Annotated in this window: 25 protein-coding genes and 1 pseudogene; 16 read left to right on the top strand and 10 right to left on the bottom strand. The window is 56.5% G+C overall.

All coding sequences use genetic code 11. The features are described from left to right. Window positions 1-19 precede the first annotated feature (19 nt). The 6 genes from rna to ptsP all read left to right on the top strand — a co-directional run bounded on the left by rna (window position 20) and on the right by ptsP (window position 7,258). A complete protein-coding gene (rna, locus tag O1724_RS06685; RefSeq protein WP_126297160.1) occupies window positions 20-829 on the top strand; it encodes a ribonuclease I in 810 nt (269 codons plus the stop codon). Window positions 830-1,001: 172 nt separating this feature from the next. Further along, on the top strand, window positions 1,002-1,325 hold the full coding sequence (locus O1724_RS06680; RefSeq protein ID WP_017382483.1) for a PTS fructose transporter subunit IIB: 324 nt from the start codon (window positions 1,002-1,004) through the stop codon (window positions 1,323-1,325). A 27-nt stretch (window positions 1,326-1,352) separates the two neighbouring features. After that, entirely contained in the window at window positions 1,353-2,603 is a 1,251-nt protein-coding gene (locus O1724_RS06675; RefSeq protein ID WP_126297161.1) for a PTS fructose transporter subunit IIC, read from the top strand. A gap of 11 nt (window positions 2,604-2,614) precedes the next feature. Beyond that, window positions 2,615-3,697: an aminopeptidase gene (gene ypdF, locus O1724_RS06670; RefSeq protein WP_126297162.1), complete on the top strand. Its 1,083-nt coding sequence runs from the start codon at window positions 2,615-2,617 to the stop codon at window positions 3,695-3,697. Window positions 3,698-3,699: 2 nt separating this feature from the next. Continuing rightward, on the top strand, window positions 3,700-4,740 hold the full coding sequence (gene ypdE / locus O1724_RS06665; protein ID WP_023324306.1) for an aminopeptidase: 1,041 nt from the start codon (window positions 3,700-3,702) through the stop codon (window positions 4,738-4,740). A 22-nt stretch (window positions 4,741-4,762) separates the two neighbouring features. Continuing rightward, on the top strand, window positions 4,763-7,258 hold the full coding sequence (gene ptsP / locus O1724_RS06660; protein ID WP_126297163.1) for a phosphoenolpyruvate--protein phosphotransferase: 2,496 nt from the start codon (window positions 4,763-4,765) through the stop codon (window positions 7,256-7,258). A 3-nt stretch (window positions 7,259-7,261) separates the two neighbouring features. Here the strand turns inward: ptsP and O1724_RS06655 are convergent, their stop codons facing one another. Both O1724_RS06655 and O1724_RS06650 read right to left on the bottom strand, forming a co-directional pair. Further along, window positions 7,262-8,116: a helix-turn-helix domain-containing protein gene (locus tag O1724_RS06655; RefSeq protein ID WP_023315609.1), complete on the bottom strand. Its 855-nt coding sequence runs from the start codon at window positions 8,114-8,116 to the stop codon at window positions 7,262-7,264. 1 nt (window position 8,117) lies between these two features. Further along, a pseudogene (locus tag O1724_RS06650) lies at window positions 8,118-8,738 on the bottom strand (flavin reductase family protein). Window positions 8,739-9,000: 262 nt separating this feature from the next. Between O1724_RS06650 and rnk the strand changes: the two are divergent. Together rnk and yldA are read left to right on the top strand one after the other, a co-directional pair. Continuing rightward, on the top strand, window positions 9,001-9,411 hold the full coding sequence (gene rnk / locus O1724_RS06645; protein WP_006809650.1) for a nucleoside diphosphate kinase regulator: 411 nt from the start codon (window positions 9,001-9,003) through the stop codon (window positions 9,409-9,411). A gap of 137 nt (window positions 9,412-9,548) precedes the next feature. Beyond that, the gene (yldA, locus tag O1724_RS06640; RefSeq protein WP_015571155.1) at window positions 9,549-9,638 is read left to right on the top strand and encodes a small membrane protein YldA; all 90 of its coding nucleotides are present in this window, start codon (window positions 9,549-9,551) and stop codon (window positions 9,636-9,638) included. 10 nt (window positions 9,639-9,648) lie between these two features. Here the strand turns inward: yldA and O1724_RS06635 are convergent, their stop codons facing one another. Next, window positions 9,649-10,887 carry a zinc-dependent alcohol dehydrogenase gene (locus O1724_RS06635; protein WP_015571156.1) on the bottom strand — a complete coding sequence of 413 codons (1,239 nt, stop codon included), beginning with the start codon at window positions 10,885-10,887 and terminating at the stop codon, window positions 9,649-9,651. A 181-nt stretch (window positions 10,888-11,068) separates the two neighbouring features. On the opposite strand from O1724_RS06635, the gene uspG reads away from it, so the two are divergent. Further along, the gene (gene uspG, locus O1724_RS06630) at window positions 11,069-11,497 is read left to right on the top strand and encodes a universal stress protein UspG (RefSeq protein ID WP_022650588.1); all 429 of its coding nucleotides are present in this window, start codon (window positions 11,069-11,071) and stop codon (window positions 11,495-11,497) included. Window positions 11,498-11,556: 59 nt separating this feature from the next. Here uspG and ahpF read toward each other — a convergent pair whose 3' ends face one another. Continuing rightward, a complete protein-coding gene (ahpF, locus tag O1724_RS06625; RefSeq protein ID WP_022650587.1) occupies window positions 11,557-13,122 on the bottom strand; it encodes an alkyl hydroperoxide reductase subunit F in 1,566 nt (521 codons plus the stop codon). A gap of 242 nt (window positions 13,123-13,364) precedes the next feature. Beyond that, window positions 13,365-13,928 carry an alkyl hydroperoxide reductase subunit C gene (gene ahpC, locus O1724_RS06620; RefSeq protein WP_003858764.1) on the bottom strand — a complete coding sequence of 188 codons (564 nt, stop codon included), beginning with the start codon at window positions 13,926-13,928 and terminating at the stop codon, window positions 13,365-13,367. A 621-nt stretch (window positions 13,929-14,549) separates the two neighbouring features. On the opposite strand from ahpC, the gene citR reads away from it, so the two are divergent. The 3 genes from citR to O1724_RS06605 all read left to right on the top strand — a co-directional run bounded on the left by citR (window position 14,550) and on the right by O1724_RS06605 (window position 17,433). Beyond that, window positions 14,550-15,470, top strand: coding sequence for a DNA-binding transcriptional repressor CitR (gene citR / locus O1724_RS06615; RefSeq protein WP_045332388.1), 921 nt, complete (start codon window positions 14,550-14,552; stop codon window positions 15,468-15,470). A gap of 128 nt (window positions 15,471-15,598) precedes the next feature. Then, window positions 15,599-16,822, top strand: a complete 1,224-nt coding sequence (locus tag O1724_RS06610; RefSeq protein ID WP_023315608.1) for a phosphoadenosine phosphosulfate reductase — start codon at window positions 15,599-15,601, stop codon at window positions 16,820-16,822. After that, window positions 16,807-17,433 carry an IbrB-like domain-containing protein gene (locus O1724_RS06605; protein WP_022650584.1) on the top strand — a complete coding sequence of 209 codons (627 nt, stop codon included), beginning with the start codon at window positions 16,807-16,809 and terminating at the stop codon, window positions 17,431-17,433. The genes O1724_RS06610 and O1724_RS06605 overlap by 16 nt, the downstream gene beginning before the upstream one ends. Here O1724_RS06605 and O1724_RS06600 read toward each other — a convergent pair whose 3' ends face one another. Continuing rightward, window positions 17,434-18,594, bottom strand: a complete 1,161-nt coding sequence (locus O1724_RS06600) for a pyridoxal phosphate-dependent aminotransferase (protein WP_023315606.1) — start codon at window positions 18,592-18,594, stop codon at window positions 17,434-17,436. It abuts the gene before it with no gap. 122 nt (window positions 18,595-18,716) lie between these two features. On the opposite strand from O1724_RS06600, the gene O1724_RS06595 reads away from it, so the two are divergent. The 3 genes from O1724_RS06595 to O1724_RS06585 are packed head-to-tail and all read left to right on the top strand — an operon-like array spanning window position 18,717 to window position 20,556. Next, window positions 18,717-19,331 carry a methylthioribulose 1-phosphate dehydratase gene (locus O1724_RS06595; protein ID WP_022650583.1) on the top strand — a complete coding sequence of 205 codons (615 nt, stop codon included), beginning with the start codon at window positions 18,717-18,719 and terminating at the stop codon, window positions 19,329-19,331. Further along, complete coding sequence (gene mtnC / locus O1724_RS06590) at window positions 19,328-20,017, top strand: acireductone synthase (RefSeq protein ID WP_032657554.1); 690 nt, start codon at window positions 19,328-19,330, stop codon at window positions 20,015-20,017. The genes O1724_RS06595 and mtnC overlap by 4 nt, the downstream gene beginning before the upstream one ends. After that, window positions 20,014-20,556: a 1,2-dihydroxy-3-keto-5-methylthiopentene dioxygenase gene (locus O1724_RS06585; protein WP_032657551.1), complete on the top strand. Its 543-nt coding sequence runs from the start codon at window positions 20,014-20,016 to the stop codon at window positions 20,554-20,556. The genes mtnC and O1724_RS06585 overlap by 4 nt, the downstream gene beginning before the upstream one ends. Before the next feature lie 53 nt (window positions 20,557-20,609). Here O1724_RS06585 and O1724_RS06580 read toward each other — a convergent pair whose 3' ends face one another. Both O1724_RS06580 and mtnA read right to left on the bottom strand, forming a co-directional pair. Next, window positions 20,610-21,080 (bottom strand): SRPBCC family protein, encoded by a 471-nt coding sequence (locus tag O1724_RS06580; RefSeq protein WP_023315604.1) that lies wholly within the window; start codon window positions 21,078-21,080, stop codon window positions 20,610-20,612. 42 nt (window positions 21,081-21,122) lie between these two features. Next, the gene (mtnA, locus tag O1724_RS06575; RefSeq protein WP_126297164.1) at window positions 21,123-22,139 is read right to left on the bottom strand and encodes an S-methyl-5-thioribose-1-phosphate isomerase; all 1,017 of its coding nucleotides are present in this window, start codon (window positions 22,137-22,139) and stop codon (window positions 21,123-21,125) included. A 102-nt stretch (window positions 22,140-22,241) separates the two neighbouring features. Here mtnA and mtnK point away from each other — a divergent pair, with 102 nt between their 5' ends. Continuing rightward, the gene (gene mtnK, locus O1724_RS06570) at window positions 22,242-23,441 is read left to right on the top strand and encodes an S-methyl-5-thioribose kinase (protein ID WP_126297165.1); all 1,200 of its coding nucleotides are present in this window, start codon (window positions 22,242-22,244) and stop codon (window positions 23,439-23,441) included. A 52-nt stretch (window positions 23,442-23,493) separates the two neighbouring features. Here mtnK and O1724_RS06565 read toward each other — a convergent pair whose 3' ends face one another. Both O1724_RS06565 and O1724_RS06560 read right to left on the bottom strand, forming a co-directional pair. Continuing rightward, window positions 23,494-24,735 (bottom strand): LVIVD repeat-containing protein, encoded by a 1,242-nt coding sequence (locus tag O1724_RS06565; RefSeq protein ID WP_126297166.1) that lies wholly within the window; start codon window positions 24,733-24,735, stop codon window positions 23,494-23,496. Beyond that, complete coding sequence (locus O1724_RS06560; RefSeq protein ID WP_022650577.1) at window positions 24,732-25,796, bottom strand: sugar ABC transporter substrate-binding protein; 1,065 nt, start codon at window positions 25,794-25,796, stop codon at window positions 24,732-24,734. The genes O1724_RS06565 and O1724_RS06560 overlap by 4 nt, the downstream gene beginning before the upstream one ends. Between the last annotated feature and the right edge of the window lies 1 nt (window position 25,797).

The following is a 25,797-nucleotide window of genomic DNA, read 5'->3' as shown; positions in this document are numbered from 1 at the left end:
CAACCAATCAGGAAAGCAAATGTTCAGGAAGGATATCGTTATCCCGTCTGGCGCAGTAGCGCTTGCACTCTGTGTCTTCTCAATTCAGGCAGATCCGCTTAAGCCAACCCAGTACGGCGATTTCGATCGCTACGTTCTGGCCCTTTCCTGGCAAACCGGATTTTGCCAGAGCATGGTCGAACGTAACCGTGACGAACCGGAAGAGTGTCGCCTGCAAAAAGAGAGCAGCAACAAAACCGATTTTCTGACCGTCCACGGCTTATGGCCAGCATTGCCGAAATCGATTGCCGCTCGCGGAGTGGATGAACGCCGCTGGATGCGCTTCGGCTGCGCCACTCGTCCGGTTCCGAATATGCCGGAAGCAAAAGCCAGCCGCAAATGTGACGCCGCAGAGACCGGACTATCGCTAACGGGCGCGGCGAAGCTGAACAGCGTGATGCCCGGCGCGGGCGGCAACTCCTGCCTTGAACGTTATGAATACGCGAAACACGGCGTCTGCTTTGGTTTTGATCCCGACGCTTACTTCGGCACCATGGTGCGCATGAACCAGGAAGTGAAGCACAGCGCGGCAGGAAAATTTCTGGCGGAAAACTATGGCAAAAGCGTCCGCCGCAGCGACTTCGATGCAGCCGTGGCCAAAAGCTGGGGAAAACAGAGCGTAAAAGCGTTCAAGCTTACCTGCCACGGCAATCCGGCTTATCTGACCGAAATGCAGATCTCGCTGAACGCCAGCACCATCAACAACCCACTCTCTGCCGGCTCCTTTGCGCCACAGCCGCATCCGGGCAACTGCGGCAAACAGTTTGTCATTGATAAAACCGGTTACTGATGCTGCGCCGGGCAACTTTTTGCCCGGTTTTCATTGGTTTCCGTGATATGACGATTAACCTCACACTTCCGCTCACACGCATCATTTTTCCAGCAAAAGCATTATTAATCCGGTAAACATCACTGAAACCTCCCCGTCATAATCGTGGCGTTATCTACAGGAGGAATTTCACATGGCTAAAAAACTGATTGCACTGTGCGCCTGCCCGATGGGCCTGGCACATACCTTCATGGCAGCCCAGGCGCTGGAAGACGCGGCGACGGAAGCCGGATATGAGGTAAAAATTGAAACCCAGGGCGCGGACGGGATCCAGAATCGCCTGACCCCGCAGGATATTGCCGACGCTGACATTATCATCCACGCCATCGCGATCACCCCGGAAGACAATGAACGCTTCGAAACGCGCGACGTGTATGAGATTACGCTTCAGGACGCCATTAAAAACGCGGCAGGCACCCTGAAAGAGATCGAAGAGATGATTGCAGCAGAACAATAATAATCTTCACATCCAGGGGTTTTCGTCATGGCTATTAAAAAACGCAGCGCGGTTCGCCCGGACAGTCACGAGGGTGACACACTTGCCATCAAATCCGCACCGGTTGCCGCCGGTGCGTCTTTCTGGAAAGAGCTTCCACAGCACATTATGTCGGGGATATCCCGCATGGTGCCAACACTTATCATGGGCGGGGTTATCCTCGCCATTTCACAGCTCATCGCCTACGTCTGGCTGGAGATCCCGCCTGACACCGGTATTCTCGACGCGCTTAACTCAGGCAAATTCACCGGTTTCAATCTCTCGCTATTGAAATTTGGCTATCTGACTGAATCGTTCGGCGGGCTGCTGTTCAGCTTCGCCATCCCAATGTTTGCCGCCTTTGTCGCCAACTCTATCGGCGGAAAACTGGCCTTCCCGGCCGGGTTTATCGGTGGCCTTGTCGCCACGCAGCCGACGCTGGTGCTGAACTTTGATGCGGAAAAACTGACCTGGCTTGCCACCAAACCCGTGCCCTCCACGTTTATTGGCGCGCTGATTATCGCCATAGCCGCAGGCTATCTGGTCAAATGGCTGAATAGCCGCATTAACGTTCCACAGTATCTGCTGGCCTTTAAAAGCACCTTTCTGATCCCAATCCTCTCGGCGCTGTTTGTGATGCTGGCGATGTATTACATCATCACGCCGATTGGCGGCTGGCTGAATGCAGGTATGCGGACCGTACTGCTGGCGGCGGGTCAGGCGGGCTCCATGATGTACGCCATCGGGATGGCGGCGGCCACGGCGATTGATCTTGGCGGCCCCATTAACAAAGCGGCGGGATTTGTTGGCCTGGGGCTGACAACCGATCATGTCCTGCCCATCACCTCCCGCGCCGTGGCGATTGTTATTCCGCCCATTGGTCTGGGGCTGGCCACGCTGATTGACCATCGTCTGACCGGCAAACGCCTGTTTAGTCCGCAGCTTTATCCGCAAGGCAAAACGGCCATGTTCCTCGCCTTTATGGGCATCAGTGAAGGGGCCATCCCGTTCCTGCTGGAAAATCCGCTTGCGACGCTGCCGGCGTATATGGCGGGCGCGATCGCCGGTGCAATGACCGCCACCGCGCTCGGTGCCGTGCAGTGGTTCCCTGAATCGGCGATCTGGGCGTGGCCGCTGGTCACCAATCTGGGGGCGTACATGCTCAGTATTGTGGTCGGGGCGGCGATCACCGCGCTGTTTGTCGTGATTATTCGTAACAGTCTGCACAAGCGCGGAAAACTCGCTATCGACACGCTGTAACGGGGTGAACCATGGAATTACTGAGAAGGCTTCATGCCTGGCTGGCTGCGGAAAAACTGGACGGCGTGCTCATCTCTTCGCGCCAGAATAAACAGCCGCACCTGGGCATTTCAACCGGTTCGGGATATGTGCTGGTGACACAAACCGCGGCACATATCCTGGTGGATTTCCGTTACTACAGCGATATCGCTTCACGAGCGGCGGGCTATGAGATGCATCTGCTTAACACGGAGAACCCGTTTGCGCAGGCGGTGAACCAGATTATTGCGAAGGACAATCTCGCCCGTATTGGCTTTGAGGGTGAATACGTGAGCTGGCAAACAGGCGTGCTGTGGCGCGATACGCTGAATGCCACCCTTTGCAGCACCTCGCTCGACGCGCTGCGGCAGATAAAAACCGCTGACGAAATCGACCGTATCCGTGCAGCATGCGGCATTGCCGACCGCGCCGCACAGCACATCCGGCGTTTCATTCAGCCCGGTATGCGCGAACGTGAAGTCGCTGCCGAGCTGGAGTGGTTTATGAAGCAGGAGGGCGCGGACAAGCCCTCTTTCGACACCATTGTCGCCAGCGGGCCGCGCGGTGCGCTGCCCCACGGCAAAGCCTCTGACAAAGTGATTATGCCTGGCGAGATGATCACCCTTGATTTCGGCGCCCAACACCAGGGGTATTGCTCGGATATGACAAGGACCTTTCTTGTCGCCGGGCAAAACACGCCGCCGGAGGAACACCCTCTCTATGCGGTGTACCAGATCGTTCTGGCGGCACAACAGGCAGCTATTGATGCCATCCGCCCCGGCGTTTCCTGTCATCAGATCGATAGCGCCGCACGTTCCGTGATTGAACGTGCAGGTTACGGTCCGCAGTTCGGGCATAACACCGGCCATGCCATTGGTATTGATGTTCATGAAAATCCATGTTTTTCCCCTACCGACCGCACCCCGTTGCAGCCCGGCATGGTGCTGACCGTTGAGCCGGGGATCTACCTTGAACACCTGGGCGGGGTACGAATTGAAGATGTGGTGCTGGTGACGGAAACGGGTGCGGAGGTGCTTTATACCTTCGACAAACGGCTATTGCTGACGGGAGAATAAGAGTGGACAGAGATTTACTGCGCGCCCTGAGCGAAGCAGACGCCATTGCGGCCTCAGAGCAAGAGGTGCGCGACATCCTGCTCAGTGAGGCGCAAAAGTACCATAAAGAGGTTCAGTTTGATGGGCTGGGTTCCGTGCTTATCCGCGTCAACCAGAGCCGGGGCCCGAAGGTGATGGTCTGCGCCCATATGGATGAAGTCGGTTTTATGGTGCGTAGCGTCTCGCGCGAAGGGGCCATTGATGTCCTGCCCATCGGCAACGTGCGCATGATGGCCCGTACCCTTCAGCCGGTGCGCATCACCACGCGTAACGGGAAAAAAATACCGGGACTGCTGGATGGGGATCTGAAAGGAGAAAACGTTGACAATTTGCGTGTCGACATTGGCGCGACGTCGGCGGAGGAGGTGTTCGCCGCCGGTATCGACGCAGGCGACCGCGTGACGTTCGATACACCCTTTCAAATCCTTCCCCACAATCGGGTGATGGGTAAAGCCTTCGACGATCGTCTCGGCTGTTACCTGCTGATCGCGCTGCTGCGCGAGCTGCACCAGACGCCGCTCGACTGCGAGCTTTGGCTGGTGGCCAGCTCAAGTGAAGAGGTCGGCCTGCGCGGCGGCCAGACCGCCACGCGCGCCATTCATCCTGATATCGCGCTGGTGCTGGATACCGCCTGCTGGTCAAAAAATTTCGATTATGGCAGCGCCAACCATCGCCAGATCGGTGCGGGCCCGATGCTGGTGCTGTACGACAAAACGCTCATCGCCCCAGCCAAACTGATTGCGCTGGCTGAGACAATCGCGCGCTCGCAGGGGATCCCGCTGCAAAAAGACATGTTCAGCAACGGCGGAACGGACGGCGGGGCGATCCATCTCTTCGGCACTGGCGTGCCGACTCTTGTGCTTGGTCCCCCTACCCGACACGGGCACTGCGCGGCATCCATTGCCGACGAAAAAGACATTCATCACACCCAACAACTGCTTGTCGCGCTTGTGGCAGGCATGAACCGTGAGACCGTGGATCATCTGACGGACTTCAGATGCTGATCTCACGCGGCCAGGAGGAAGTATGCTTTCAATTGAATTTTTCTGCCCACTGCCCAACGGCCTGCATGCGCGTCCGGCCTGGGCGTTAAAAGAGCAGTGCAGCGCATGGCGCAGCGACATCCGTTTTATCAACAGACGGCTTCACACTCACGCGGATGCCAAAAGCTCGCTGGCGCTGATCAGTACCGGTACGCTGTTTAATGACAGCTGCGTGCTGGAAATTAACGGCAGCGACGAGGAGCAGGCCCGACGCGTGCTGGAGGCGTATCTCACCGGCGCGTTTATCGACAGCGACAGTATTCCCTCCGGCGACGCGCCGCACGTTGCGCATCCCCTGCCCCGCTCGCTTGTAAGGCTTGCTCCCCATCTTCAGCACGGCATTACGCTCGCCAGTGGCATCGGGGCTGGCACTCTGCGAGGCTGGCAGAGCGATAACCTCAAACGTTATTGTCAGATCCCCGCCTCGCCGGAAGATATTACCCGCCTGGAACACAGCCTGGCGACGCTGGCCGAACGGCTCAACCACCGCTTGCGCGGGCTGGACGGCGAGAGTAAAACCATTCTCAGCGCGCATCTTTCGCTGATCCAGGATGAGGAGTTTGGCGGCACCATACGCCGACTGATCGCCGAGGAGCGGCTAAGCCTTGCGGAGGCGATCATTCGTAATATGGAGCTGATCTGCGACAAGCTGTCACTCTCCGCCAGCGACTACCTGCGTGAACGCATCAGCGATATTCGCGACATCAGCGAGCAGCTTCTTAACATTACCTGGCCGGAGTTGCAGCAAACCTCTGCATTCACCCTCAGCGCCCCCACTATTCTGGTGGCGGAAGATCTGACGCCCAGCCAGTTTCTCAGCCTCGACACGCAGTACCTGAAAGGCATGGTGCTTGAAAAAACAGGCCGGACGTCGCATACGCTGATCCTGGCACGCGCGGCCTCCGTGCCTGTGCTGAGTGGTTTAACGGTCGCCTCACTGGCGCCGTTGATGGGAAAAGAGGTCATTCTGGACGGCATCTGTAGCGTGCTGGTCGTTGAACCCAACGACGCGGTGAATGATTACTACAGCGTGGCGCAGCGCCTTGCCGACCGACGCCACCAGCAGCAGATCAAAGATGCGGGTCTTCCAGCGCTCACCCGCGACAACGTACCGGTAGAGATTGCCGCCAACATCGGCAGCACGCTGGAAGCGCCCGGGGCGTTTACCTGCGGCGCGCAGGGTATCGGGCTGTTTCGCACTGAAATGCTGTATATGGACAGAGACACCGCGCCGGACGAGCAGGAGCAATTCGAAGCCTATCAGCAGGTGTTGCTCTCCGCGCAGGGCAAGCCGGTCATCTTTCGCACAATGGACATCGGCGGCGATAAGCAGATCCCTTACCTGAACATTCCCCAGGAAGAAAACCCGTTCCTCGGCTATCGCGCCGTTCGCATTTATCCCGAATTTGCCGATCTCTTCCGCACCCAACTGCGCGCGATCTTACGCGCAGGCGCAAGCGGCAATGCGCTGTTGATGATCCCGATGGTGCACAGCCTCGATCAGATTTTATGGATCAAACAGGAGCTGCAAAACGTTCGTGACGCCCTGGCCTCACAGGGGTTACGTCACACCGCGCGCCTGCCGCTGGGGATCATGGTTGAAGTGCCTTCAGTCTGCTTTATCATCGATCACTTCTGCGAAGAGGTGGATTTCTTCAGTATCGGCTCGAACGATATGACTCAGTATCTCTACGCTGTCGATCGCAACAACCCGCGCGTTTCGGGGCTGTATAACCCCATCACACCGTCTTTTTTACGCATGGTTCGCCAGATCGTCACCGCAGCGCATCGTCACGGGAAATGGGTCGGCATTTGCGGGGAACTTGGCGGAGAGCAGCGCTACCTCCCTCTTCTGCTTGGGCTGGGCTTAGATGAGTTCAGCATGAGCGGGCCGCGCATCCCTGCGGTAAAAACCCAGTTGCGTCAGCTGGACATGGCGACCTGCCGGGCGCTGGCAGATAAGGCCTGCGACAGCCGCAGCGCAGAGGAGATTGAAGCCCTGCTGGCGGATTTCACACCGGAAGCGCCGCCGCGTCCATTGCTGGCGCTGGAGACTATCGTGGTCAATGAGCCGCTGACCTCAAAAGAGCAGGTGCTTCAGTTCTTATGCGGAAATCTTGCGATTCATGGCAGGACCGAAAACCCGCTCGAGCTTGAAGAAGATCTCTGGCAGCGCGAAGAGATTGTCACTACCGCCGTCGGGTTTGGCGTGGCGATCCCTCACACCAAATCGCAATGGATACGCCATTCCAGCATCAGCATTGCCCGTCTGGACAAGGCGATTGACTGGGAGTCGGATTTGGGCGACGTCGAGCTGGTGATCATGCTGACGCTCGGCGCTCAGGAAGGGATTAATCACGTGAAGGTCTTTTCCCAGTTGGCGCGGAAGCTGGTCAATAAAACGTTTCGCGAGTCGCTGTTTGCAGCAACGACGCCGCAAAGTATCCTGGATCTGTTGAACGCTGAAATCACGTTCTGACTGTCACTGAAAGCGTGCGCGATACTCCCCCGGCGTCAGGCCAAACTGGCGCCGGAACAGACGGCTAAAATAGTCGCTATCGGCATAGCCGCAGCGCTTCGCCACTTCCCCCACCGGCAGGTGGTATTTTTGCAGGATGGTTCTCGCCTTCGCCATACGCACCCAACGAACGTAATCCACAAAACTCATCGTCCCCTGTTGAGAGAACAGGCGTGACAGATGGTTAGCCGAAATATTAAACAGCAAAGCGACGCTGTCCCGCGACAGGGGTTCAGCATAGTTTTCCTGCACCCAGTTACAAATGCTCTGATAGAGGAAATCCCCGCGCGACACTCCCGGTTCAGGCAGCGACGACACCACTTTACGGCACCAGTGCAGCAGACTCAGCACCAGTGGTTGAATAATAGCCTGGTCCTGCGGGGAAGCGCTCAGGTGCGTCAGGGCCATCAGCATCGCGGCACATTCACCTCGTTCAGGGTGAGGAAGCTCCACGTGTCGCTGCGCAGGCACGGATCGCCCGTGCCGGGTATCATGAAACACCAGCCCCAGCCACGACGGCGCGAAAAGAATGCTCAGCAGCATGACCGGTCGTTCAAACACCGGGACGCTGGCGGCCTGGGCGGGAAGAAACAGCATTTCCCCCTGGTGGAGGGGCTGCTGCCCGGCAACCAGTCTGTTGCCATATTCCCCGCGAAGAACGACGTCAAGCCGTGGCCAGTCGCGGCTCACGCTTCCGACAGCGTCAGACGCGCCACGATGAGCAAACCAGACTCGCCCCAACTGCTGTGGGTTGAGCACCAGGCCGCTCAACAGATCGGCAAAAAACTGCTGATCGGCGGGCAATAGGGTTGCGCGCATATTACCCCCTGCGCGCATCCGGGCGTACCAGGTCGAAGCGATGGCTATCACTGATGGCATAGTAGGCCGTCGGTCCACCCGCACGCAGAATGGGCTGCGCTTTCGCGGTCTGGTAAATCCCCTCTTCCAGCAAACTCTCGGCGATATGGACGCCCACGACTTCGCCGAGCACCAGCCAGGTATCAATCGGTGTCCCATCCGCGCCGGTAAGCTGAATGCACTATGACAATCGACACTCGAAATTCACCGGGCTTTCCGCCACGCGCGGCGAGCTCACAAGCTGGCTGGCTACGGGCGTCAGGCCGGCAAAGGTAAATTCATCCTCGCCATGAGGGAGCGTGGCGGAGGTTTCATTCATCGCCTCGGCCAGATCGCGCGTTGCGAGGTTCCAGACAAACTCCCCCGTTTCGGTAATATTCCGCACGCTATCCTTCCAGCCATTGCTGGAAAAACCAATGATCGGTGGGCGATAGTTAAAACAGTTAAAGAAGCTGTACGGGGCAAGGTTCAGTTGACCGGCCTTATCACAGGATGAGATCCAGCCAATCGGACGTGGACCGATAATGGCGTTCAGCGGGTCGTGCGGCAGGCCGTGCCCCTGAGAAGGTTGGTAAAAGTACATATCGCTCTCTCTACGCTGGGGCTGCAACGCGCATTGCCCGGGTTCAGTCTTTCCAGCGTAACGAAATTTCCGTTCAGCGTGAATCGGGACGCCGGGTTTATTGCCAAAAATTCATATGGCGCATGATTGTGACCTTCATCACTTCAAACTTACGGTTTCAGACAGTATCATCAGCTAAGTTAAACCCTCGCTGCCAGACGGCGAGGGTTTTCTTTTGGATTGGTTTCTGCGTTACACGCAGCATTAACGACATGGAGTAAAAATGTCCAGACCTACGATTATCATCAATGAACTCGACGCAGAACGTATTGACCGACTGTTGGAGAAACCAGAATTCGCCTCGCTGCCGGTAGCCGATGCGCTGAACGAAGAGCTAGACCGGGCGCAGATGTGTACGCCTGAGACCATGCCGCATGATGTGGTCACCATGAACAGCCAGGTGAAGTTCCGCAACCTGACCACCGGCGAGGAGCTCACCCGTACGCTGGTCTATCCGGCGCAGATGACCGACAGCAGCACGCAACTGTCGGTGCTGGCACCCGTGGGCGCGGCGCTGCTTGGACTGCGCACAGGCGATACTATCCACTGGGAACTCCCTGGCGGTGCCTCAGCTCACCTGGAAGTGCTTGAGCTGCTCTACCAGCCCGAAGCCGCTGGCGATTACCTGCGTTAATCCCTTCTGAACAAGCGACCCCGCTTTGCACAGAGGATGCACCCGCATCCTCTTTCCGCAAATTCACCCGATTGTGTTATATCGGACAAAAACCGCTTAATCCACGCTTACTCTGTTGTGGTGCCGTGGGGACGGTCATGGGTGAGATACTTGTTATCACACTGGTTTTTCTCATCATCCTGGCGATCCTCGTCGTGGCGGTGCTATACCTTGAGCGCCACTGGTGAGTGAGGAACCTCACACAACGCCGCCGGGGAAGGCATTCACCAGTCCCTTCACTTTCTGCTGCGCTGCCTCCGGGGTGTCTGCACCAGGCACCAGGATCACCTTGCGGCACTCCTCCTCCCGTTTTTCGAAGATTTTATAGGCGCGCTCCGCATCAGCCAGCGGAAGATAGTGGGTGACAATATCTTCCGGTGTAAGCAGCCCTTTTTCGATAAGCGGCAGCAGCTCTCCCAGCCAGGCATGGACGTGGGTCTGCCCCATCTTAAAGCTCAGCCCTTTATCGAAGGCATCGCCAAACAGGAAGCCGTGTATAAAACCGGCATACACGCCCGGCACGCTGACCACGCCTCCGCGCCGCACCGCAGCAATGCACTGGCGCAGGGCTTTGCCGCTGCTGCCTTCAATTTTCAGGTTACTGAGGATCGTTTCCGTGGTGCTGCCTTTGGCCTCAAACCCGACGGCATCAATCACCGCATCCACTCCGCGCTGTCCGGCCGTTTGCTCAATGATTTTCTCCGCCGCGTCGTTATCGTCATCAAAGTTAATCGGGATCGCGCCGTAGCGCTCCTGGGCAAACCGCAGTCGATAGGGATGATGGTCAACCACAAAAATCTGCTCTGCGCCGAGAAGCCGCGCGCAGGCAATGGTCAGTAACCCCACCGGCCCGGCCCCGAATACGGCGACGCTGGAGCCTTTCTGAATCTGCGCATTTTTCGCCGCCTGCCAGGCGGTAGGCAGAATATCTGACAGGAAAAGCGCTTTGTCGTCAGACAGCAGTTGAGGCACTTTAAACGGCCCCACGTTGCCTTTCGGGACGCGCACATACTCCGCCTGTCCGCCCGGCACGCCGCCGTAAAGATGGCTGTAGCCAAACAGCGCGGCAGGGGCGGGAATTTGCTTTTTGTTCAGCGCCGCGCCCTGCCCGCGGTTCGTGTTTTCGCAGGCCGCGTACTGTTGCATCTGGCAAAAGAAGCAGTCACCGCAGGCAATTACAAACGGGATCACCACCCGGTCACCTTTCTGCACGTTCTTCACTTCGCTCCCGCACTCCACCACCTCGCCCATAAATTCATGACCAAAGATATCGCCATGCTGGACCTTGGGAATTTTTCCGCGATAAAGATGCAAATCAGAACCACAGATCGCCGTGGCCGTTACGCGCAGGATGATATCGTCAGGCTGTTCGATGCCCGGATCGGGGACATTATCGACCCGAACATGATGTGGACCGTGATAGGTGAGAGCTTTCATGCAACCTCCGAAAGGGTGTGGGTAAGCTTATAAAAGGGTAGCTACCTCTCGGGATCTGCCCCGGAATCCGGCTGTTTTGAGATTTATCCTGGCGAGATAAAAAAGTGCTGTCGGGATTACAGAAACCATTTATATTTTGTGGTTGAATGATTTCAGCGTTTATTAACAAGGAGAAACGGTTATGTATCAAACAATCATTATGCCGGTTGATGTTTTTGAAATGGAACTGAGTGATAAGGCTATACGTCACGCGGAATTTCTCGCGCAGCAGGACGGAATTATTCATCTTCTGCATGTTTTGCCGGGCTCTGCCAGCCTGAGCCTGCATCGTTTCGCTGCTGATGTGCGTCGTTTTGAAGAGCATTTACAGCACGAAGCCGAGACGCGCCTGCAAACCATGGTCGGGCACTTCAGCATCGATCCTTCCCGCATCAAAACCCACGTCCGGTTCGGTAGCGTGCGCGACGCCGTTAATGAGCTTGCCGGGGAATTAAATGCCGACGTGGTAGTGATTGGTTCACGTAACCCTTCCATCACCACTCACCTGCTGGGGTCGAACGCCTCCAGCGTGATCCGCCACACCCACATTCCGGTGATGGTCGTCAGATAAAAAAAGAGGCCACCTTTAGGTGGCCTCTGGCATTGCAGGTGTCGTCTTGCTTTCTTTTATTATGCAGTTTTGGTGCGGATCAGGTAATCAAACGAGCTCAGCGACGCTTTCGCACCTTCACCGGTAGCGATGATGATCTGTTTGTACGGCACGGTGGTGCAGTCGCCCGCCGCAAATACGCCCTTAACGCTGGTTTCGCATTTCGCATCGATGATGATCTCGCCCATGCGGTTACGCTCAATAGCGCCTTCCAGCCAGGTGGTGTTTGGCAGCAGGCCAATCTGAACAAAGATCCCTGCCAGCGCTACGCTGTGGATATCGCCGCTCACGCGGTCACGGTATTCCAGACCAGTCACTTTGCTGCCGTCGCCTTTCACTTCTGTCGTCTGGGCATTGAGCACAATGTCGACGTTATTCAGGCTACGCACCTTATCCTGCAACACCTGGTCCGCTTTCATCTCCGGAGCGAACTCCAGCAGGGTAACGTGTTCCACAATTCCCGCCAGATCGATAGCCGCTTCCACGCCGGAGTTACCGCCGCCGATCACCGCGACGCGTTTACCTTTGAACAGCGGGCCGTCACAGTGGGGGCAATAGGTCACGCCTTTGGTGCGATACTGATCTTCGCCCGGGACGTTCATGTTGCGCCATTTCGCGCCGGTGGCAATGATCACGCTGCGCGCCTTCAGCACCGCGCCGGACGCCGTTTCAATCTGGTGCAAACCACCCTCGACCGCCGCCGGAACCAGTTTGCTGGCGCTCTGGCTGTCAATGACATCCACGTCGTAGTCGCTGACGTGCGCTTTCAACGCACCGGCCAGCTTCTGGCCTTCGGTTTTCGGCACGGAAATGTAGTTTTCAATGTCTACGGTATCCAGAACCTGACCACCGAAACGCTCGCCCATCAGACCGGTACGGATCCCTTTACGTGCGGAGTAGACCGCTGCCGCCGCGCCCGCCGGGCCTGAGCCAACAATCAGCACGTCATAAGCATCGCGTTGGTTCAGCTCTTCCGCCGCGCGTTTTTCTGCGCCGGTATCCACTTTGGCGACGATTTCGGTCAGCGTCATGCGCCCCTGGCCGAACTCCTGGCCATTCAGGTAAACCGCCGGAACGCCCATCACGTTGCGCTCGGTGATTTCGTTCTGGAACGTACCGCCGTCAATCGCCGTGTGCTTAATGCGTGGGTTGAGGACTGACATCAGGTTCAGCGCCTGCACCACGTCCGGGCAGTTGTGGCAGGAGAGCGAGTAATAGGTTTCAAACTCAAAATCACCGTCGATATCGCGGATCTGCTCCAGCAGCGCCTGCGCTTCTTTTGACGGATGACCACCGGTCCACAGCAGCGCCAGCACCAGGGACGTAAATTCGTGCCCCAGCGGAGAGCCCGCGAAACGCGGCCCCTGGTCAGACCCTGGGTTGGCGATCAGGAAAGAAGGCTTACGGACTGCCAGCGTGTTGTCTTCTTTGAAGGTCACTTTCGGCGACAGCTCAGCAATCTCTGTCAGCAGTGCTTTGATTTCTGCCGATTTCGCGCTGTCGTCCAGCGTGGCAATCAGCTCAACAGGTTTGGTCAGTTTCTCAAGGTAGGCCTTGAGCTGGGTTTTCATGTTAGTGTCGAGCATTATTCTTCCCTCTCTTAAAACGTCATCATGCAAGCCGCCTTATACGGGCTGCCTGAATGCAACTTGCATCATGGTGCTGGAATGAAATGGGCGCGGGGAGCGCCCATGACTGAAACAATTTCCAAAGTATTTCGCGTCAGAGCAAGGCGGCTAGCCTGAGAATCCCCGGGAGCTTACTAAAGTAAGTGACCGGGGTGAGCAGGCGACGCCAACGCAGCTATGGCGTGAAAAACGACGGAAATTTAGATCTTGCCGACCAGGTCCAGAGATGGCGCCAGCGTCGCTTCGCCTTCTTTCCATTTCGCCGGGCACACTTCGCCTGGGTGAGAAGCAACGTACTGAGCCGCTTTCACTTTGCGCAGCAGGTCAGATGCATCACGGCCGATACCTTCAGCGGTAACTTCGATAGCCTGGATAATGCCCTGCGGGTCAACAACGAAGGTCGCGCGGTCTGCCAGGCCTTCATCTTCACGCATGTTGTCGAAGTTACGGGTCAGGGCGCCAGTCGGGTCGCCGATCATCGCGTATTTGATTTTCGCGATAGTTTCAGAGCTGCTGTGCCACGCTTTGTGGGTGAAGTGGGTATCGGTAGAAACAGAGTAAACGTCTACGCCCAGCTTTTGCAGTTCTTCGTAGTGGTCTGCCACGTCGCCCAGTTCGGTCGGGCAAACGAAGGTGAAGTCAGCCGGATAGAAGAAGAACACGCTCCAGCGGCCTTCGATATCTTTCTCGGTTACTTCGATGAACTCACCGTTTTTGAACGCCTGGTTTTTGAAAGGTTTAATTTTAGTGTTAATCAAAGACATCTGTACTTCCTCCGTGTTTTCGTTGAGATGTAAGGTAACCAACTTTATCCATCGGGGCTAATGCGTATGCTTTATCAAATCAATCAGCCAAACCTTACAAAAGCAACAAGACAGCAAGGTGAACCTTTTACAGGAAAGCCTAAAAGTAAAAAGGCCGCCTCAACGGGCGGCCCTGATACCTGAATTCCCCGCAGGTACATTCAGTGCCAGCCGAAGCTGGCGTTGCGTTGCGCTCTACATACCTTGTATCAAGGCCGTAACAGCGCTTTGATTACAGCACCCCTGCGCGCATTGAGCAATGCATAAGAGGGATAGTCCTGCCTATGGCTGTGATAGGCAGTATCGAAGAGGTCTCTGAAAGATTATGAATTTAATTTCATTATGGGTTTCACGCTATATATAAACACCACTTTTCATTCAAATAATTCAATCAAACTTTAAAGATAAAATTATCTTAATTAGTCTTGAAGTTATGTTTCAATAATCCAAAGCCGTGATATATTAAGATCACTTAAATTTTAAATTAAGCGAGTTATTCACACGGATTGTAAAGGGTAACTTCCCTCTGTCGTACTCCAGGATGTGATAACGACAGCAAACTCAACTCACTCAGGACGAAACATGGCAAACCTCTACGACCTAAAAAAATTCGATCTCAATCTGTTAGTCATCTTCGAATGCATTTACCAACACCTCAGTATCAGTAAGGCTGCCGAGGCGCTTTATATCACGCCATCCGCCGTCAGCCAGTCGCTGCAACGCCTGCGCGGTCAGCTTAATGACCCCCTGTTTATCCGTTCAGGGAAGGGAATTACGCCAACCACGGTAGGTACCAACCTGCATCATCATCTGGAAAAAAATCTCAATCAGCTTGAGCAGACGATCAACATGATGCATCACTCGGACATCAAAAAAAAGTTCGTTATCTATTGCTCTCAAATGGTGTCTCCTGGTTCGATGCTCGAACCGTTGAAGCTGTTAATATCTGAAGAGAATTATGAGATAGAGCAAAGAGACATGCTCATTTCCTCCGAATCAGCGGAAGATTTGTTGGCCTATCGTAAGGCCGATCTCATCTTCTCTATCGCACCTATCCACAATCGCTCTGTGGTCTGCACCCACTTCACCACGGTGCCGATAGCCTTAATCTGTAGAGCAGACCACCCAAGGCTCGCTGACGCAGTCACGCTGGAAGTGCTATACCAGGAGAAATTCACTTTTTACCAGAGTGCTCATCCGGGTGTAAAAGAGTTTCAGAGTCGCGCAAATGACGCGTTTCCGGAAAGAAATATTGCTTTTCGTACGGACTCCCTTAGCTCTCTCATCTCCATGGTCTGTTCATCTGATCTGTTAGGCTTCATCCCCGTGTCGATCTATGAAACATATAAAGAACCGTTGAAATTAAAAAGGCTTGAGCCACCGTTTGAGCTGCCTGAATTAAAGATCTATATGCTCTACAGCCGTTCATCACTGAATAGCACTGTTTTTTCAACATTCATTGAAAAAATGCATAAGCTCTGCGTTTCTCCGCCGTCTGCGTAAAATACATTTGCATGGTGAATGCAAATAAGGCAACCCGAAGAAAATGCCCCCGTGAAATTAAGGACAAATAATTCCATAATATCGTTTTGTTTTTTTCCAGACATTTAACACGCAGGACGCGATTAATCATGTCGATCTATAAAATCCCTTTACAGGAAAATGTTTTAGACGCTTCTGCGGAACGCATAGACTGGACGCTTAACAATTTCTCCAGGGTCTGCGTTTCCTTTTCCGGTGGAAAAGATTCTACCGTGATGCTGCATCTCGTTGCCCAGAAAGCACGGCAATTAAAGCGAAAAATAGATGTCATCTTTCTGGACTGGGAAGCGCAATTCTCCTCAACCATTCAGCATGTTGACACGATGAGAACGCTGTATCGGGATGTTATCCATCAGTTCTGGTGGGTAGCGCTTCCGCTCACGACCCAGAACGCCCTGTCACAGTTTCAACCTGAATGGCAGTGCTGGGAACCCGGGACAAACTGGGTTCGCCAGCCACCGGAAGATGCCATTACCGATTACCACTATTTCGATTTTTATCAGCAGGGAATGACGTTTGAAGCCTTCGTGCGCGAGTTTGCCGAATGGTATGCGCAAAAACGTCCTGCCGCCGTCATGGTGGGGATCCGCGCCGATGAATCTTACAACCGCTTTCTGGCTATCGCGTCGGCGCGTAAGCAGCGCTTTTCTGACGATAAACCCTGGACGACCGTCGCCCCGGGTGGGCACGCCTGGTATATCTACCCCTTGTACGACTGGAAAACCGCCGACATCTGGACGTGGTTCGCGAAATCAAAATGTTGCTATAACCCGTTATACGACCTGATGTACAAGGCGGGGGTGCCGCCGCGTTATATGCGCATCTGCGAACCGTTTGGCCCGGAACAGCGTCAGGGCTTGTGGCTCTATCATGTCATTGAACCCGAACGCTGGGCGGCGATGTGTGAACGCGCCTGCGGCGTGCGAAGCGGAGGTATTTATGCCGGGCACGATAACCATTTTTATGGCCACCGGAAGATCCTGAAACCAGACCATCTCGGCTGGCGCGAATACGCCATGCTGTTACTCGACAGCATGCCGCAAAATACGGCGGAACATTACCGCAACAAAATCGCGGTTTATCTCCACTGGTATCAAAAGCGAGGCATGAACGATATTCCCGACACGCAGGAGGGTGACATTGGTGCAAAAGATATCCCTTCCTGGCGACGCATTTGTAAGGTTTTACTCAACAATGACTATTGGTGCCGGGCACTTTCGTTTAGCCCAAATAAGCCTAAACACTATCAGCGCTACAGCGACAGAGTGAAAGCAAAACGCAAGGAATGGGGGATTTTATGCAACAACGAATAATCACCGAAATGGAAACGTACCTTCAGGCACTTTCAGAAGAAGAGCGAATAGCCGCTATTAATGCGTTTCGTCAGGCATTACATGAAATCAGCCCTTTTCGCGATCAGCCCGTCGATTGCGTATTGTGGATAAAAAAGACAAACATCACCGCTAACGATTACAACCCAAATAACGTCGCGCCGCCGGAAAAGCGGCTGCTCAGCAAGTCACTGGAGCTGGATGGATTCACACAACCTATCGTTGTGACGGAAAATGCGCCACAGCACTACGAAATTGTCGATGGTTTTCACCGTCATGATATCGGCAGTAACCGGGCGATCCTGAAGCGCCAGCTTAAAGGTTACCTCCCTGTTACCTGCCTGCGTAAAGCGCGCCAGGAAAAGTTCGATCGCATGGCGGCAACTATTCGTCACAACCGCGCGCGTGGACGCCACCAGATCAACGCCATGTCAGAAATCGTGCGAGAACTGGTGCTTATGGGCTGGAGTGAGCAGAAAATTGGCCAGGAGTTGGGTATGGACAGCGATGAAGTGCTGCGTCTGAAGCAGATCAACGGTCTGCTCGAACTCTTCGCAGACCGTCGTTTTTCAGAAGCCTGGACGGTGAAATAGTCAGAGCGTCGCCAGACGCTCTGCCGCAGCGAGCAGCGTCGATTCCTGCTTCGCAAAGCAAAGACGAATCAGCTTATGCGGGAAGGGATCGGCGCAGAACACCGACAGCGGAATGGCCGCCACTCCCACCTCTTTCGTCAACAACTGGCAGAAACTCACGTCGTCCAGATCGGAAATCGCGCTGTAGTCGGCCAGCAGGAAATAGGTTCCTTCAGACGGCAAAATTTCCAGGCGGCTTTTGCTCAGCGCCGCCACAAACAGATCCCGACGTTCACGATAGAAGTGCGGCAGCTCGCGGTAATGCCCGGGTTCCGCACGCAGCATATCCGCCAGCGCCAGCTGAGCCGGTGTGTTCACGGCAAACGTCAGGTACTGATGCACTTTGCGCAGCTCAGCGCTAATGGCCGCCGGGGCCACGCAGTACCCTACCTTCCAGCCGGTCATATGGTAGGTTTTCCCAAATGACGATACCGCGATTGCACGCTCGCGAAGTTGCGGATGCGCCAGCACGCTGGCATGCCCCTCTTCGGCGAAGCAGATATGCTCATACACCTCGTCGCTCAGAACATATATTTCACGTTCGGCGATGGCCTGCCACAGCGCAGCAAAATCGGCTTTTTGCCACACCGTCGCCGACGGATTATGCGGAGTATTCAGGATCACCAGACGGGTTTTGTCACTCAGCAGCGCAGCAAATGCCTGCCAGTCAGGGCGAAAATGCGGTGGCTGGAGCGCCACGCGCTTCACCACGCCGCCGGCCAGTTCAATCGCCGGGGCGTAGCTATCGTAGCTCGGGTCAAAACAAATCACCTCATCACCCGTACGCACCAGGGCGGTTATCGCCGCATACAGCGCTTCGGTCGCCCCTGCCGTCACCGTAATATCGCTGTTCGCGTCAGGCTTATGGCCGTATAACTCCGCCGTTTTATCCGCAATGGCTTCACGCAACGTCTGCACGCCGGTCATCGGCGCATACTGGTTGGCTCCCTGCGCAACGTGGTACGCCAGACGCTCCTGCAAATATTTCGGCCCATCAAAATCCGGGAAACCTTGTGAGAGGTTAATGGCGTTGTGCTGCTGCGCCAGGGCGCTCATCTGCGTAAAAATCGTCGTGCCGAGATTGGGAAGTTTACTCTGCGGGATCAACGGGTTATTGCTCATTGTAGTGTGCCTGCCTGTAATACTTATGTTGCTGACACTATAACACGATGTTAGTCTTTGGCAATCAAGACGCTTAGACGTCTAAACGATATAAATATTCCTGGCCGAGAGGGTAAAAGGAAATGACAGACAACCTGCAACTCACACACCTGGTCGAGGCCTGCCGCTGGATTGGCGCTAAAGGCTGGGCGCCCGCTACCGGCGGCAATATGTCCGTGCGTCAGGATGAACACCTGTGCTGGCTGAGCGAATCCGGAAAAGATAAAGGTAGCCTGACCACCGCCGATTTTCTACAGGTTGAAATCGCCACCAACCGTGCGCCGTCTGGCCGTAAACCGTCGGCAGAGACCGGGCTGCATACCCTCATCTATCGCCTGTTCCCCGAAGCTAACGCCGTCCTGCACGTTCACACCGTCAATGCCACGGTGCTGTCGCGGCTGGTGAACGAGGCCGAGCTGAAGATCACCGGTTTCGAGATGCAAAAATCCCTTACCGGGCAGACCACGCATCGGGATACGGTGGCCATCCCGGTGTTTGATAACGACCAGGACATCGACGCCCTCGCCTCGCGCATCGCCCATTACGCGCAGGAACGCCCGCTTAATTATGGTTTTCTTCTGCGCGGCCATGGCTTAACCTGCTGGGGACGCGACGTGGCCGAAGCCCGCCGTCATCTGGAAGGTTTAGAATTCTTATTTGAATGCGAAATGCGTTTACGACAATGGGAGAGAGTATGATTCGCGCGATTGTGACGGATATTGAAGGGACCACCAGCGATATCCGTTTTGTCCATGATGTTTTGTTCCCCTACGCGCGTGAGCGGCTGGCGGCCTTCGTGACCGCGCAGCAGTACGCCGAGCCGGTCAAATCGATTCTGGACAACCTGCGCGATGAAATCAGCGCTCCGCATGCCAGCGTCAGCGATCTCATCAACGTGCTGTTTACCTTTATGGATGAAGACCGCAAATCGACGGCGCTCAAAGCCCTGCAAGGCATCATCTGGCAGGACGGTTACGTCAACGGCGACTTTACCGGCCATCTCTACCCGGACGTGCTCCCGGCGCTGGAAAAGTGGAAAGCGCAAGGGATTGATCTCTATGTTTATTCCTCTGGCTCCGTCGCCGCGCAGAAACTGTTATTTGGCTACAGCGACGAAGGTGATATTACTCATCTGTTCAGCGGCTATTTTGATACCCACATTGGCGCCAAGCGCGAGTTGCAGTCTTATCAAAATATTGCGGCGCAAACGGGCATCGCCCCGTCGCAGATCCTCTTCCTCTCCGATATTCATCAGGAGCTGGACGCGGCTGAACAGGCGGGTTTTCGCACCCTGCAACTGATTCGCGGTGAAGATGACGGCGCAAGCCATCACCATCAGATCCACCAGTTTGACGAGATTAATCCGGAGCAGATCCCTTCATGAGCGCATTAACCATTTATTCCGATAAAGACGCCAGTCAGCACCAGTGGCACAGCACCGACGCCGCCGAGATTGCCCAACAGCTCAACGCAAAAGGCGTGCGGTTTGAACGCTGGGCTGCGGATCGCGATTTAGGGCACGATCCCGCGCCTGAAGCCGTGATCGCGGCGTATCAGCATGCGATCGACAAGCTGGTGGCAGAGAAGGGTTACCAGAGCTGGGATGTGATCAGCCTGCGCGCCGACAATCCGCAGAAAGACGCGCTGCGCGCGAAGTTCCTGAACGAACACACTCACGGCGAAGACGAAGTACGCTTCTTTGTGGAAGGCGCGGGGCTGTTCTGCCTGCACATTGGCGATGAGGTGTATCAGGTGCTGTGCGAGAAAAACGACCTGATTTCCGTTCCTGCGGGCACGCCGCACTGGTTTGATATGGGCTCAGAGCCGAACTTTACGGCGATTCGTATTTTCGACAATCCGGAGGGATGGGTGGCCCAGTTTACGGGTGATGGGATTGCGGATGCGTATCCGCGCCTGGCCTGATCTTTTCTCCCTCTCCCTGTGGGAGAGGGTCGGGGTGAGGGCACCAGCGCGCACTAAGCGTTAAGCCCTTTCACATACCCCACCAGCTGATCCAGCACAATCCCCCACCCTTCGTGGAAGCCCATCTGCTCATGCTGCTCACGAATTTCCTTCGTGGGGTGGCGCGCTATCGCCGTATAGCGGGTTTTGCCCTCCCCGGCGTCTTCCAGGAGCAAAATTGCCGTCATAAACGGCTTCTCGGCCGGTTTCCAGCCTTCGGTATAGCCGTCGGTAAAGACCAGCTTTTTCCCCGGATCGATTTCAAGGAATACGCCCCGGTTATCCATCCGCTGCCCGTCCACCTCAAACACGGTATTGAACCGCCCGCCCACGCGCAGGTCGAGGTCGCATTCGGTCACCTTATGGGGAGCAGGAATGAAGAAGTTTTTGATGTGCTCTGGCGTAGTCCAGCAGAGCCACAGCAGATCGCGCGGTGCGTCCACCACGCGCTCCAGTTTTAAGTCTGTTTCAGGATCGAGCGTCACGATGTTGTCCTCTTAAGGGAGCCCCTTAAAGGATAGCCGGACTCAGGCAAATTTCCCTTCCGCCACCTCGTCCGGAGTGACCACGCCCGTATCCAGCACCCAGCCGCTAATCAGCGAGGCGGGGGTGACGTCAAACGCCGGGTTATAGACCTGCGCGTTTTCCGGCGCCCACTGCACCGCGCCAAAGCTTCCCGCCACGCCCGTCACCTCGCTGGCGGCGCGCTGCTCAATCGGGATCGCGTCGCCGTTCGGGCAGTCCGGGTCGAGGGTCGTTTGCGGCGCGGCGACATAGAACGGAATGCCGTGGAATTTCGCCAGCACCGCCAGAGAGTAGGTGCCGATTTTGTTCGCCACGTCGCCGTTGGCCGCAATGCGGTCTGCCCCCACCCACACGGCGTCCACCTGCCCTTTTGCCATCAGGCTGGCGGCCATGGAGTCGGTAATTAGCTGATACGGCACGCCCAGCTCGCCGAGTTCCCACGCGGTCAGCCTGCCGCCCTGCAATAGCGGACGGGTTTCATCCACCCAGACGTTGCTTACCTTGCCTTCCTTATGCGCGCGAGCAATCACCCCCAGCGCGGTACCGACGCCCGCCGTCGCCAGCCCGCCGGTGTTGCAGTGGGTCAGCAGACGGCTGCCGGGCTTCACCAGCGCGCTGCCCGCTTTTGCAATCGCGTCGCAGAGCCGTTTGTCTTCGTCAATCAGGCGCAGCGCCTCCGCCACCAGCGCCGGAACATACTCTTCCTGCCACAGCGCCAGCTTCATGCGGTCGAGGTTGTTCATCAGGTTTACCGCCGTCGGGCGGGATGCGCGCAGGGTTTCCAGCGCCACCGCCAGCTCGTCGCGGCTTTTGCCGCTTTCCGCTAACAGCGCCAGCAGCAGGCTTGCAGAGAGACCAATCAGCGGCGCGCCGCGTACGCGCAAAGCGTGGATATGACCGACCAGCGCCTCGACCGTCGAGGCATCCAGCCAGCGTTTCTCCTGCGGAAGCGCCTGCTGGTCGAGAATAAAGAGCTGATTATTCGCCACCCGCAGGCTGGTCGTCTGTAATGTCTGCATGTCGTTAATTCCCTGTTGCGTTGTTGTAGCACATTGTGTCAGGATGAAATCCAGATGTATAGACGTCTACATGTCTTAATTAGCAAAACTGAGGAGCAGGCCATGTCGCAATACCGTACCTTTACCGCTCAGGACGCCGTGGAGTATGCCAGGCAGTTTGGCGGACTTGACGATCCGTCATCCCTGGTAGAGGCGCAGGAAGTGGGCGACGGCAACCTCAATCTGGTTTTTAAAATTTTCGACAGCGCGGGCGTGAGCCGCATCGTCGTTAAGCAGGCGCTGCCCTATGTACGCTGCGTCGGCGAATCCTGGCCGCTGACGCTGGATCGTGCCCGTCTGGAGGCGCAAACGCTGGTCGAGCACCACCGGCACAGCCCGCAGCACACCGTGAAAATCCACCACTTTGACCCGGAACTGGCGGTAATGGTGATGGAAGATCTCTCCAGCCATCGCATCTGGCGCGGCGAGCTGATCAAAAATAATTATTACCCGCAGGCGGCGCGTCAGCTGGGTGAATACCTCGCGCACGCGCTGTTCCACACCAGCGATTTCTTCCTGCATCCGCACGAGAAGAAAGCGCAGGTGGCGAAATTCATCAACCCGGAGATGTGTGAGATCACCGAAGATCTGTTCTTCAACGATCCGTACCAGATCCACGCGCGCAACAGCTACCCGGCCGAGCTGGAAAATGACGTCGCCGCGCTACGCGACGACGCCCAGCTGAAAATTGCCGTGGCCTCCCTCAAGCACCGCTTCTTTTCTCAGGCTGAAGCCCTGCTGCACGGGGATATCCACAGCGGCTCGATTTTTGTCGCCGACGGCAGCCTGAAGGCCATCGATGCCGAGTTCGGCTATTTCGGGCCGATGGGCTTTGACATCGGCACCGCCATCGGCAACCTGCTGCTCAACTTCTGCGGCCTGCCGGGGCACCTGGGCATTCGCGATGCCGCCGCCGCGCGCGAGCAGCGCCTGACCGATATTCAGGAGCTGTGGAACACCTTCGCGGAGCGCTTCCAGGCGCTGGCGCACGAGAAAACGCGCGACGCGGCGCTCAGCGCGCCGGGCTATGCCTCCGCCTTCCTGAAAAAGGTCTGGCATGATGCCATCGGCTTCTGCGGCACCGAACTCATTCGCCGCAGCGTCGGGCTTTCCCACGTCGCGGATATCGACACCATTCAGGACGAGGCGATGCGCCACGAATGCCTACGCCACGGGATAACGCTCGGCAAGGCGCTGATTGTGATTGCCGATCGTATCGACAGCGCGGAAGATCTGGTGGCGCGGGTGCGGCAGTACAGTTGATTTTCTCCCTCTCCCCGTGGGAGAGGGCCGGGGTGAGGGCATCAAACCGCACTCACCCCAGATACTCAATCACCGACAACCCACCGTTATAATCCGTGCTGTAAATAATCCCCTGCGCATCCACAAACACGTCGCACGACTGGATCACCTGCGGGCGATTCGGCCGCGTATCCATCATCCTCTCCGGCGCCGCGCGCACCAGCGCTCCCGTTTCCACCGGGCGATACGGATTGGAAATGTCATATGCGCGCACGCCCGCGTTCTGATACGTCGCAAAGATCAGCGTGGAGCTGACAAAGCTCCCCGGCCGGTTCTCGTGCAGGTTGTGCGGGCCAAAATGCGCCCCTTTCGCCACGTAGTCGATTTCATCCGGATGCGGGAAGGTAGAGATACTCACCGGGTTCGACGGCTCGCGAATATCAAACAGCCAGATCAGCTTCTCGCCGTCTTCCTGGTTATCGAGCACCGCTTCGTCCAGCACCACCAGCAGATCGCGGTCCGGCAGCGGCAGCGCGGTGTGCGTCCCACCGCCAAACGGCGGGCTCCAGTTACGGTGGCTAATGAGCTTAGGCTGGGTGCGATCCTTCACGTCCAGCAGCGTCAGGCCGCCGTCGCGCCAGCTGCCGTACGCGGTATCCCCCGCAATAATCGCGTGGTGGAGGGCGTAGCGTTTCCCTTCCGGCCAGTCCGGCTGTTCGCCTGCGGACTGGTTCATCCCCGGCAGCCACCAGCGCCCCGCCACCTCGGGCTTGCGCGGGTCCGCCAGGTCAATGGTCAGGAAAATGTAGTCGGTAAAACCGTCGATCAGCGCCGACACGTACGCCCAGCGGCCACCGACGTACCAGATGCGGTGAATGCCGATGCCGCTCAGCGACAGAAAGCCGATTTCGCGCGGCCTGTCCGGCGTGGAGATATCAAAAACGCGAAGCCCGGCGCTCCAGCCCCTGTCCTGAACGTCGCTGACGGTCTCTCCTACCTGACGGGTGTAGTAGACCTTCTCGTCGGCGAAGCGGGCATCGGCAAACAGATCCCGGGCGTTGATCACCAGCAGCAGGTCGTCATGCGCCTGGAGGTGCACGTTCCAGGTGCCCGGCGGCGCGGGGACATAGCCCGCGGGTTTCGGATTTTTTGGATCGCGCACGTCGACAATCGAAAAGCCCTGCGACACCATATGGCCGATATACGCAAAGCCGCGGTGCACCATCAGCTGCACGCCATCCGGACGACCGCCCTGGTCGCTATGGCCAATCAGCCGCATATTGCGGCTGTATTCTGGCGTAGGAAGCATGCTCATTTATTTTTCGCTTCCAGCGTCGCAAACCACGGCGCGATAAAATCTTCCGTCTGGCCCCAGCCCGGAATGATTTTGCCCAGCGACGCCACGTTCACCGCCCCCGGCTGCGCGGTCAGCAGCGCCTGCGGGATCGCAGCGGCTTTGAAGTCGTAGGTGGCAGGCGTGGCTTCACCGGCAATCTTGTTGGCGATCAGGCGTACGTTGGTCGCGCCAATCAGCTTCGGATCTACCGCCACGCTCACCTTCCACGGGCTACCCGGCTCGCGCATCAGCTGTAAATCCTGGTTGGAGATGTCGATGCTGTAGAGTTTGATCTCGGTGCGGCCGTTCTCTTTCAGCGCCTTATACGCGCCCTGGCTGAAGGCATCCCAGGTCCCCCAGATGGCGTCGATTTTGCCTTTCGGGTATTTCGCCAGGATCGCACCCACCTTGTTGGCGGTGTCGCCCTGCACGTCAGAGGAGACCGCGCCGATGGACTCCAGCTCTTTAATCTCCGGGTATTGCTTTTGCAACTCTTTATACGCCGCCTGACGACGCTCCATCGGCGGGAAGCCCGCTACCCACAGCTTGACGATATTGGCCTTGCCGTTGAAATCTTTCGCCAGCTGGCCGAAGGAGAGATTGGTCAGAGAGGCATCGTCCTGTTGGGTAACGGTCACGCCCGGGATCTCACCGTTGACGGCGGTATCAAATACGGCGACCTTGATCCCGGCATCCACCGCCTTCTTCACCAGCGCGGTGGAGTACGGATCGCGGCCCTGCGACAGGATGATCCCGTCATATTTCTGGCTGATGGCCTGGTTCACGAAGTCCTGGAATTTAGCGTCATCCCCGTTGCTCAAAAAGGTGCTGACCTTAAAGCCGAGCTTTTTCCCTTCCTGAATGGCCCCGGCAACAAACTGCGTGGTGTTGTCGTCTGAGCCGAGGTTGCGGATCACCGCAATGCGAATGGGGCCGTCATGGTTGGCAATGGCCGCCGGGAGCGGTGCGGGCGTGGCCGCGAAGCCAGGCAGAGCGGTGAATAACCCTAATGCCACCAAAGAGAGTGCAATCTTTTTCATT

Source organism: Enterobacter cloacae complex sp. HYC074_NIDB (genome assembly GCF_056673345.1).
The sequence above is the reverse complement of the archived record's forward strand: the minus strand, read 5'-3'. Positions and strand labels throughout refer to the sequence as shown.

Coding starts and splice junctions, on each gene's coding strand:
- yldA (WP_015571155.1), top strand. CDS start 9,549: ATGGGTGAGATACTTGTTATCACACTGGTTTTTCTCATCATCCTGGCG.
- O1724_RS06565 (WP_126297166.1), bottom strand. CDS start 24,735: ATGAGCATGCTTCCTACGCCAGAATACAGCCGCAATATGCGGCTGATT.
- uspG (WP_022650588.1), top strand. CDS start 11,069: ATGTATCAAACAATCATTATGCCGGTTGATGTTTTTGAAATGGAACTG.
- O1724_RS06655 (WP_023315609.1), bottom strand. CDS start 8,116: ATGCGCGCAACCCTATTGCCCGCCGATCAGCAGTTTTTTGCCGATCTG.
- mtnC (WP_032657554.1), top strand. CDS start 19,328: ATGATTCGCGCGATTGTGACGGATATTGAAGGGACCACCAGCGATATC.
- citR (WP_045332388.1), top strand. CDS start 14,550: ATGGCAAACCTCTACGACCTAAAAAAATTCGATCTCAATCTGTTAGTC.
- mtnK (WP_126297165.1), top strand. CDS start 22,242: ATGTCGCAATACCGTACCTTTACCGCTCAGGACGCCGTGGAGTATGCC.
- ahpC (WP_003858764.1), bottom strand. CDS start 13,928: ATGTCTTTGATTAACACTAAAATTAAACCTTTCAAAAACCAGGCGTTC.
- mtnA (WP_126297164.1), bottom strand. CDS start 22,139: ATGCAGACATTACAGACGACCAGCCTGCGGGTGGCGAATAATCAGCTC.
- O1724_RS06680 (WP_017382483.1), top strand. CDS start 1,002: ATGGCTAAAAAACTGATTGCACTGTGCGCCTGCCCGATGGGCCTGGCA.
- O1724_RS06635 (WP_015571156.1), bottom strand. CDS start 10,887: ATGAAAGCTCTCACCTATCACGGTCCACATCATGTTCGGGTCGATAAT.
- O1724_RS06585 (WP_032657551.1), top strand. CDS start 20,014: ATGAGCGCATTAACCATTTATTCCGATAAAGACGCCAGTCAGCACCAG.
- O1724_RS06600 (WP_023315606.1), bottom strand. CDS start 18,594: ATGAGCAATAACCCGTTGATCCCGCAGAGTAAACTTCCCAATCTCGGC.
- rnk (WP_006809650.1), top strand. CDS start 9,001: ATGTCCAGACCTACGATTATCATCAATGAACTCGACGCAGAACGTATT.
- O1724_RS06560 (WP_022650577.1), bottom strand. CDS start 25,796: ATGAAAAAGATTGCACTCTCTTTGGTGGCATTAGGGTTATTCACCGCT.
- ahpF (WP_022650587.1), bottom strand. CDS start 13,122: ATGCTCGACACTAACATGAAAACCCAGCTCAAGGCCTACCTTGAGAAA.
- ypdF (WP_126297162.1), top strand. CDS start 2,615: ATGGAATTACTGAGAAGGCTTCATGCCTGGCTGGCTGCGGAAAAACTG.
- O1724_RS06595 (WP_022650583.1), top strand. CDS start 18,717: ATGACAGACAACCTGCAACTCACACACCTGGTCGAGGCCTGCCGCTGG.
- O1724_RS06675 (WP_126297161.1), top strand. CDS start 1,353: ATGGCTATTAAAAAACGCAGCGCGGTTCGCCCGGACAGTCACGAGGGT.
- ptsP (WP_126297163.1), top strand. CDS start 4,763: ATGCTTTCAATTGAATTTTTCTGCCCACTGCCCAACGGCCTGCATGCG.
- O1724_RS06610 (WP_023315608.1), top strand. CDS start 15,599: ATGTCGATCTATAAAATCCCTTTACAGGAAAATGTTTTAGACGCTTCT.
- rna (WP_126297160.1), top strand. CDS start 20: ATGTTCAGGAAGGATATCGTTATCCCGTCTGGCGCAGTAGCGCTTGCA.
- O1724_RS06605 (WP_022650584.1), top strand. CDS start 16,807: ATGCAACAACGAATAATCACCGAAATGGAAACGTACCTTCAGGCACTT.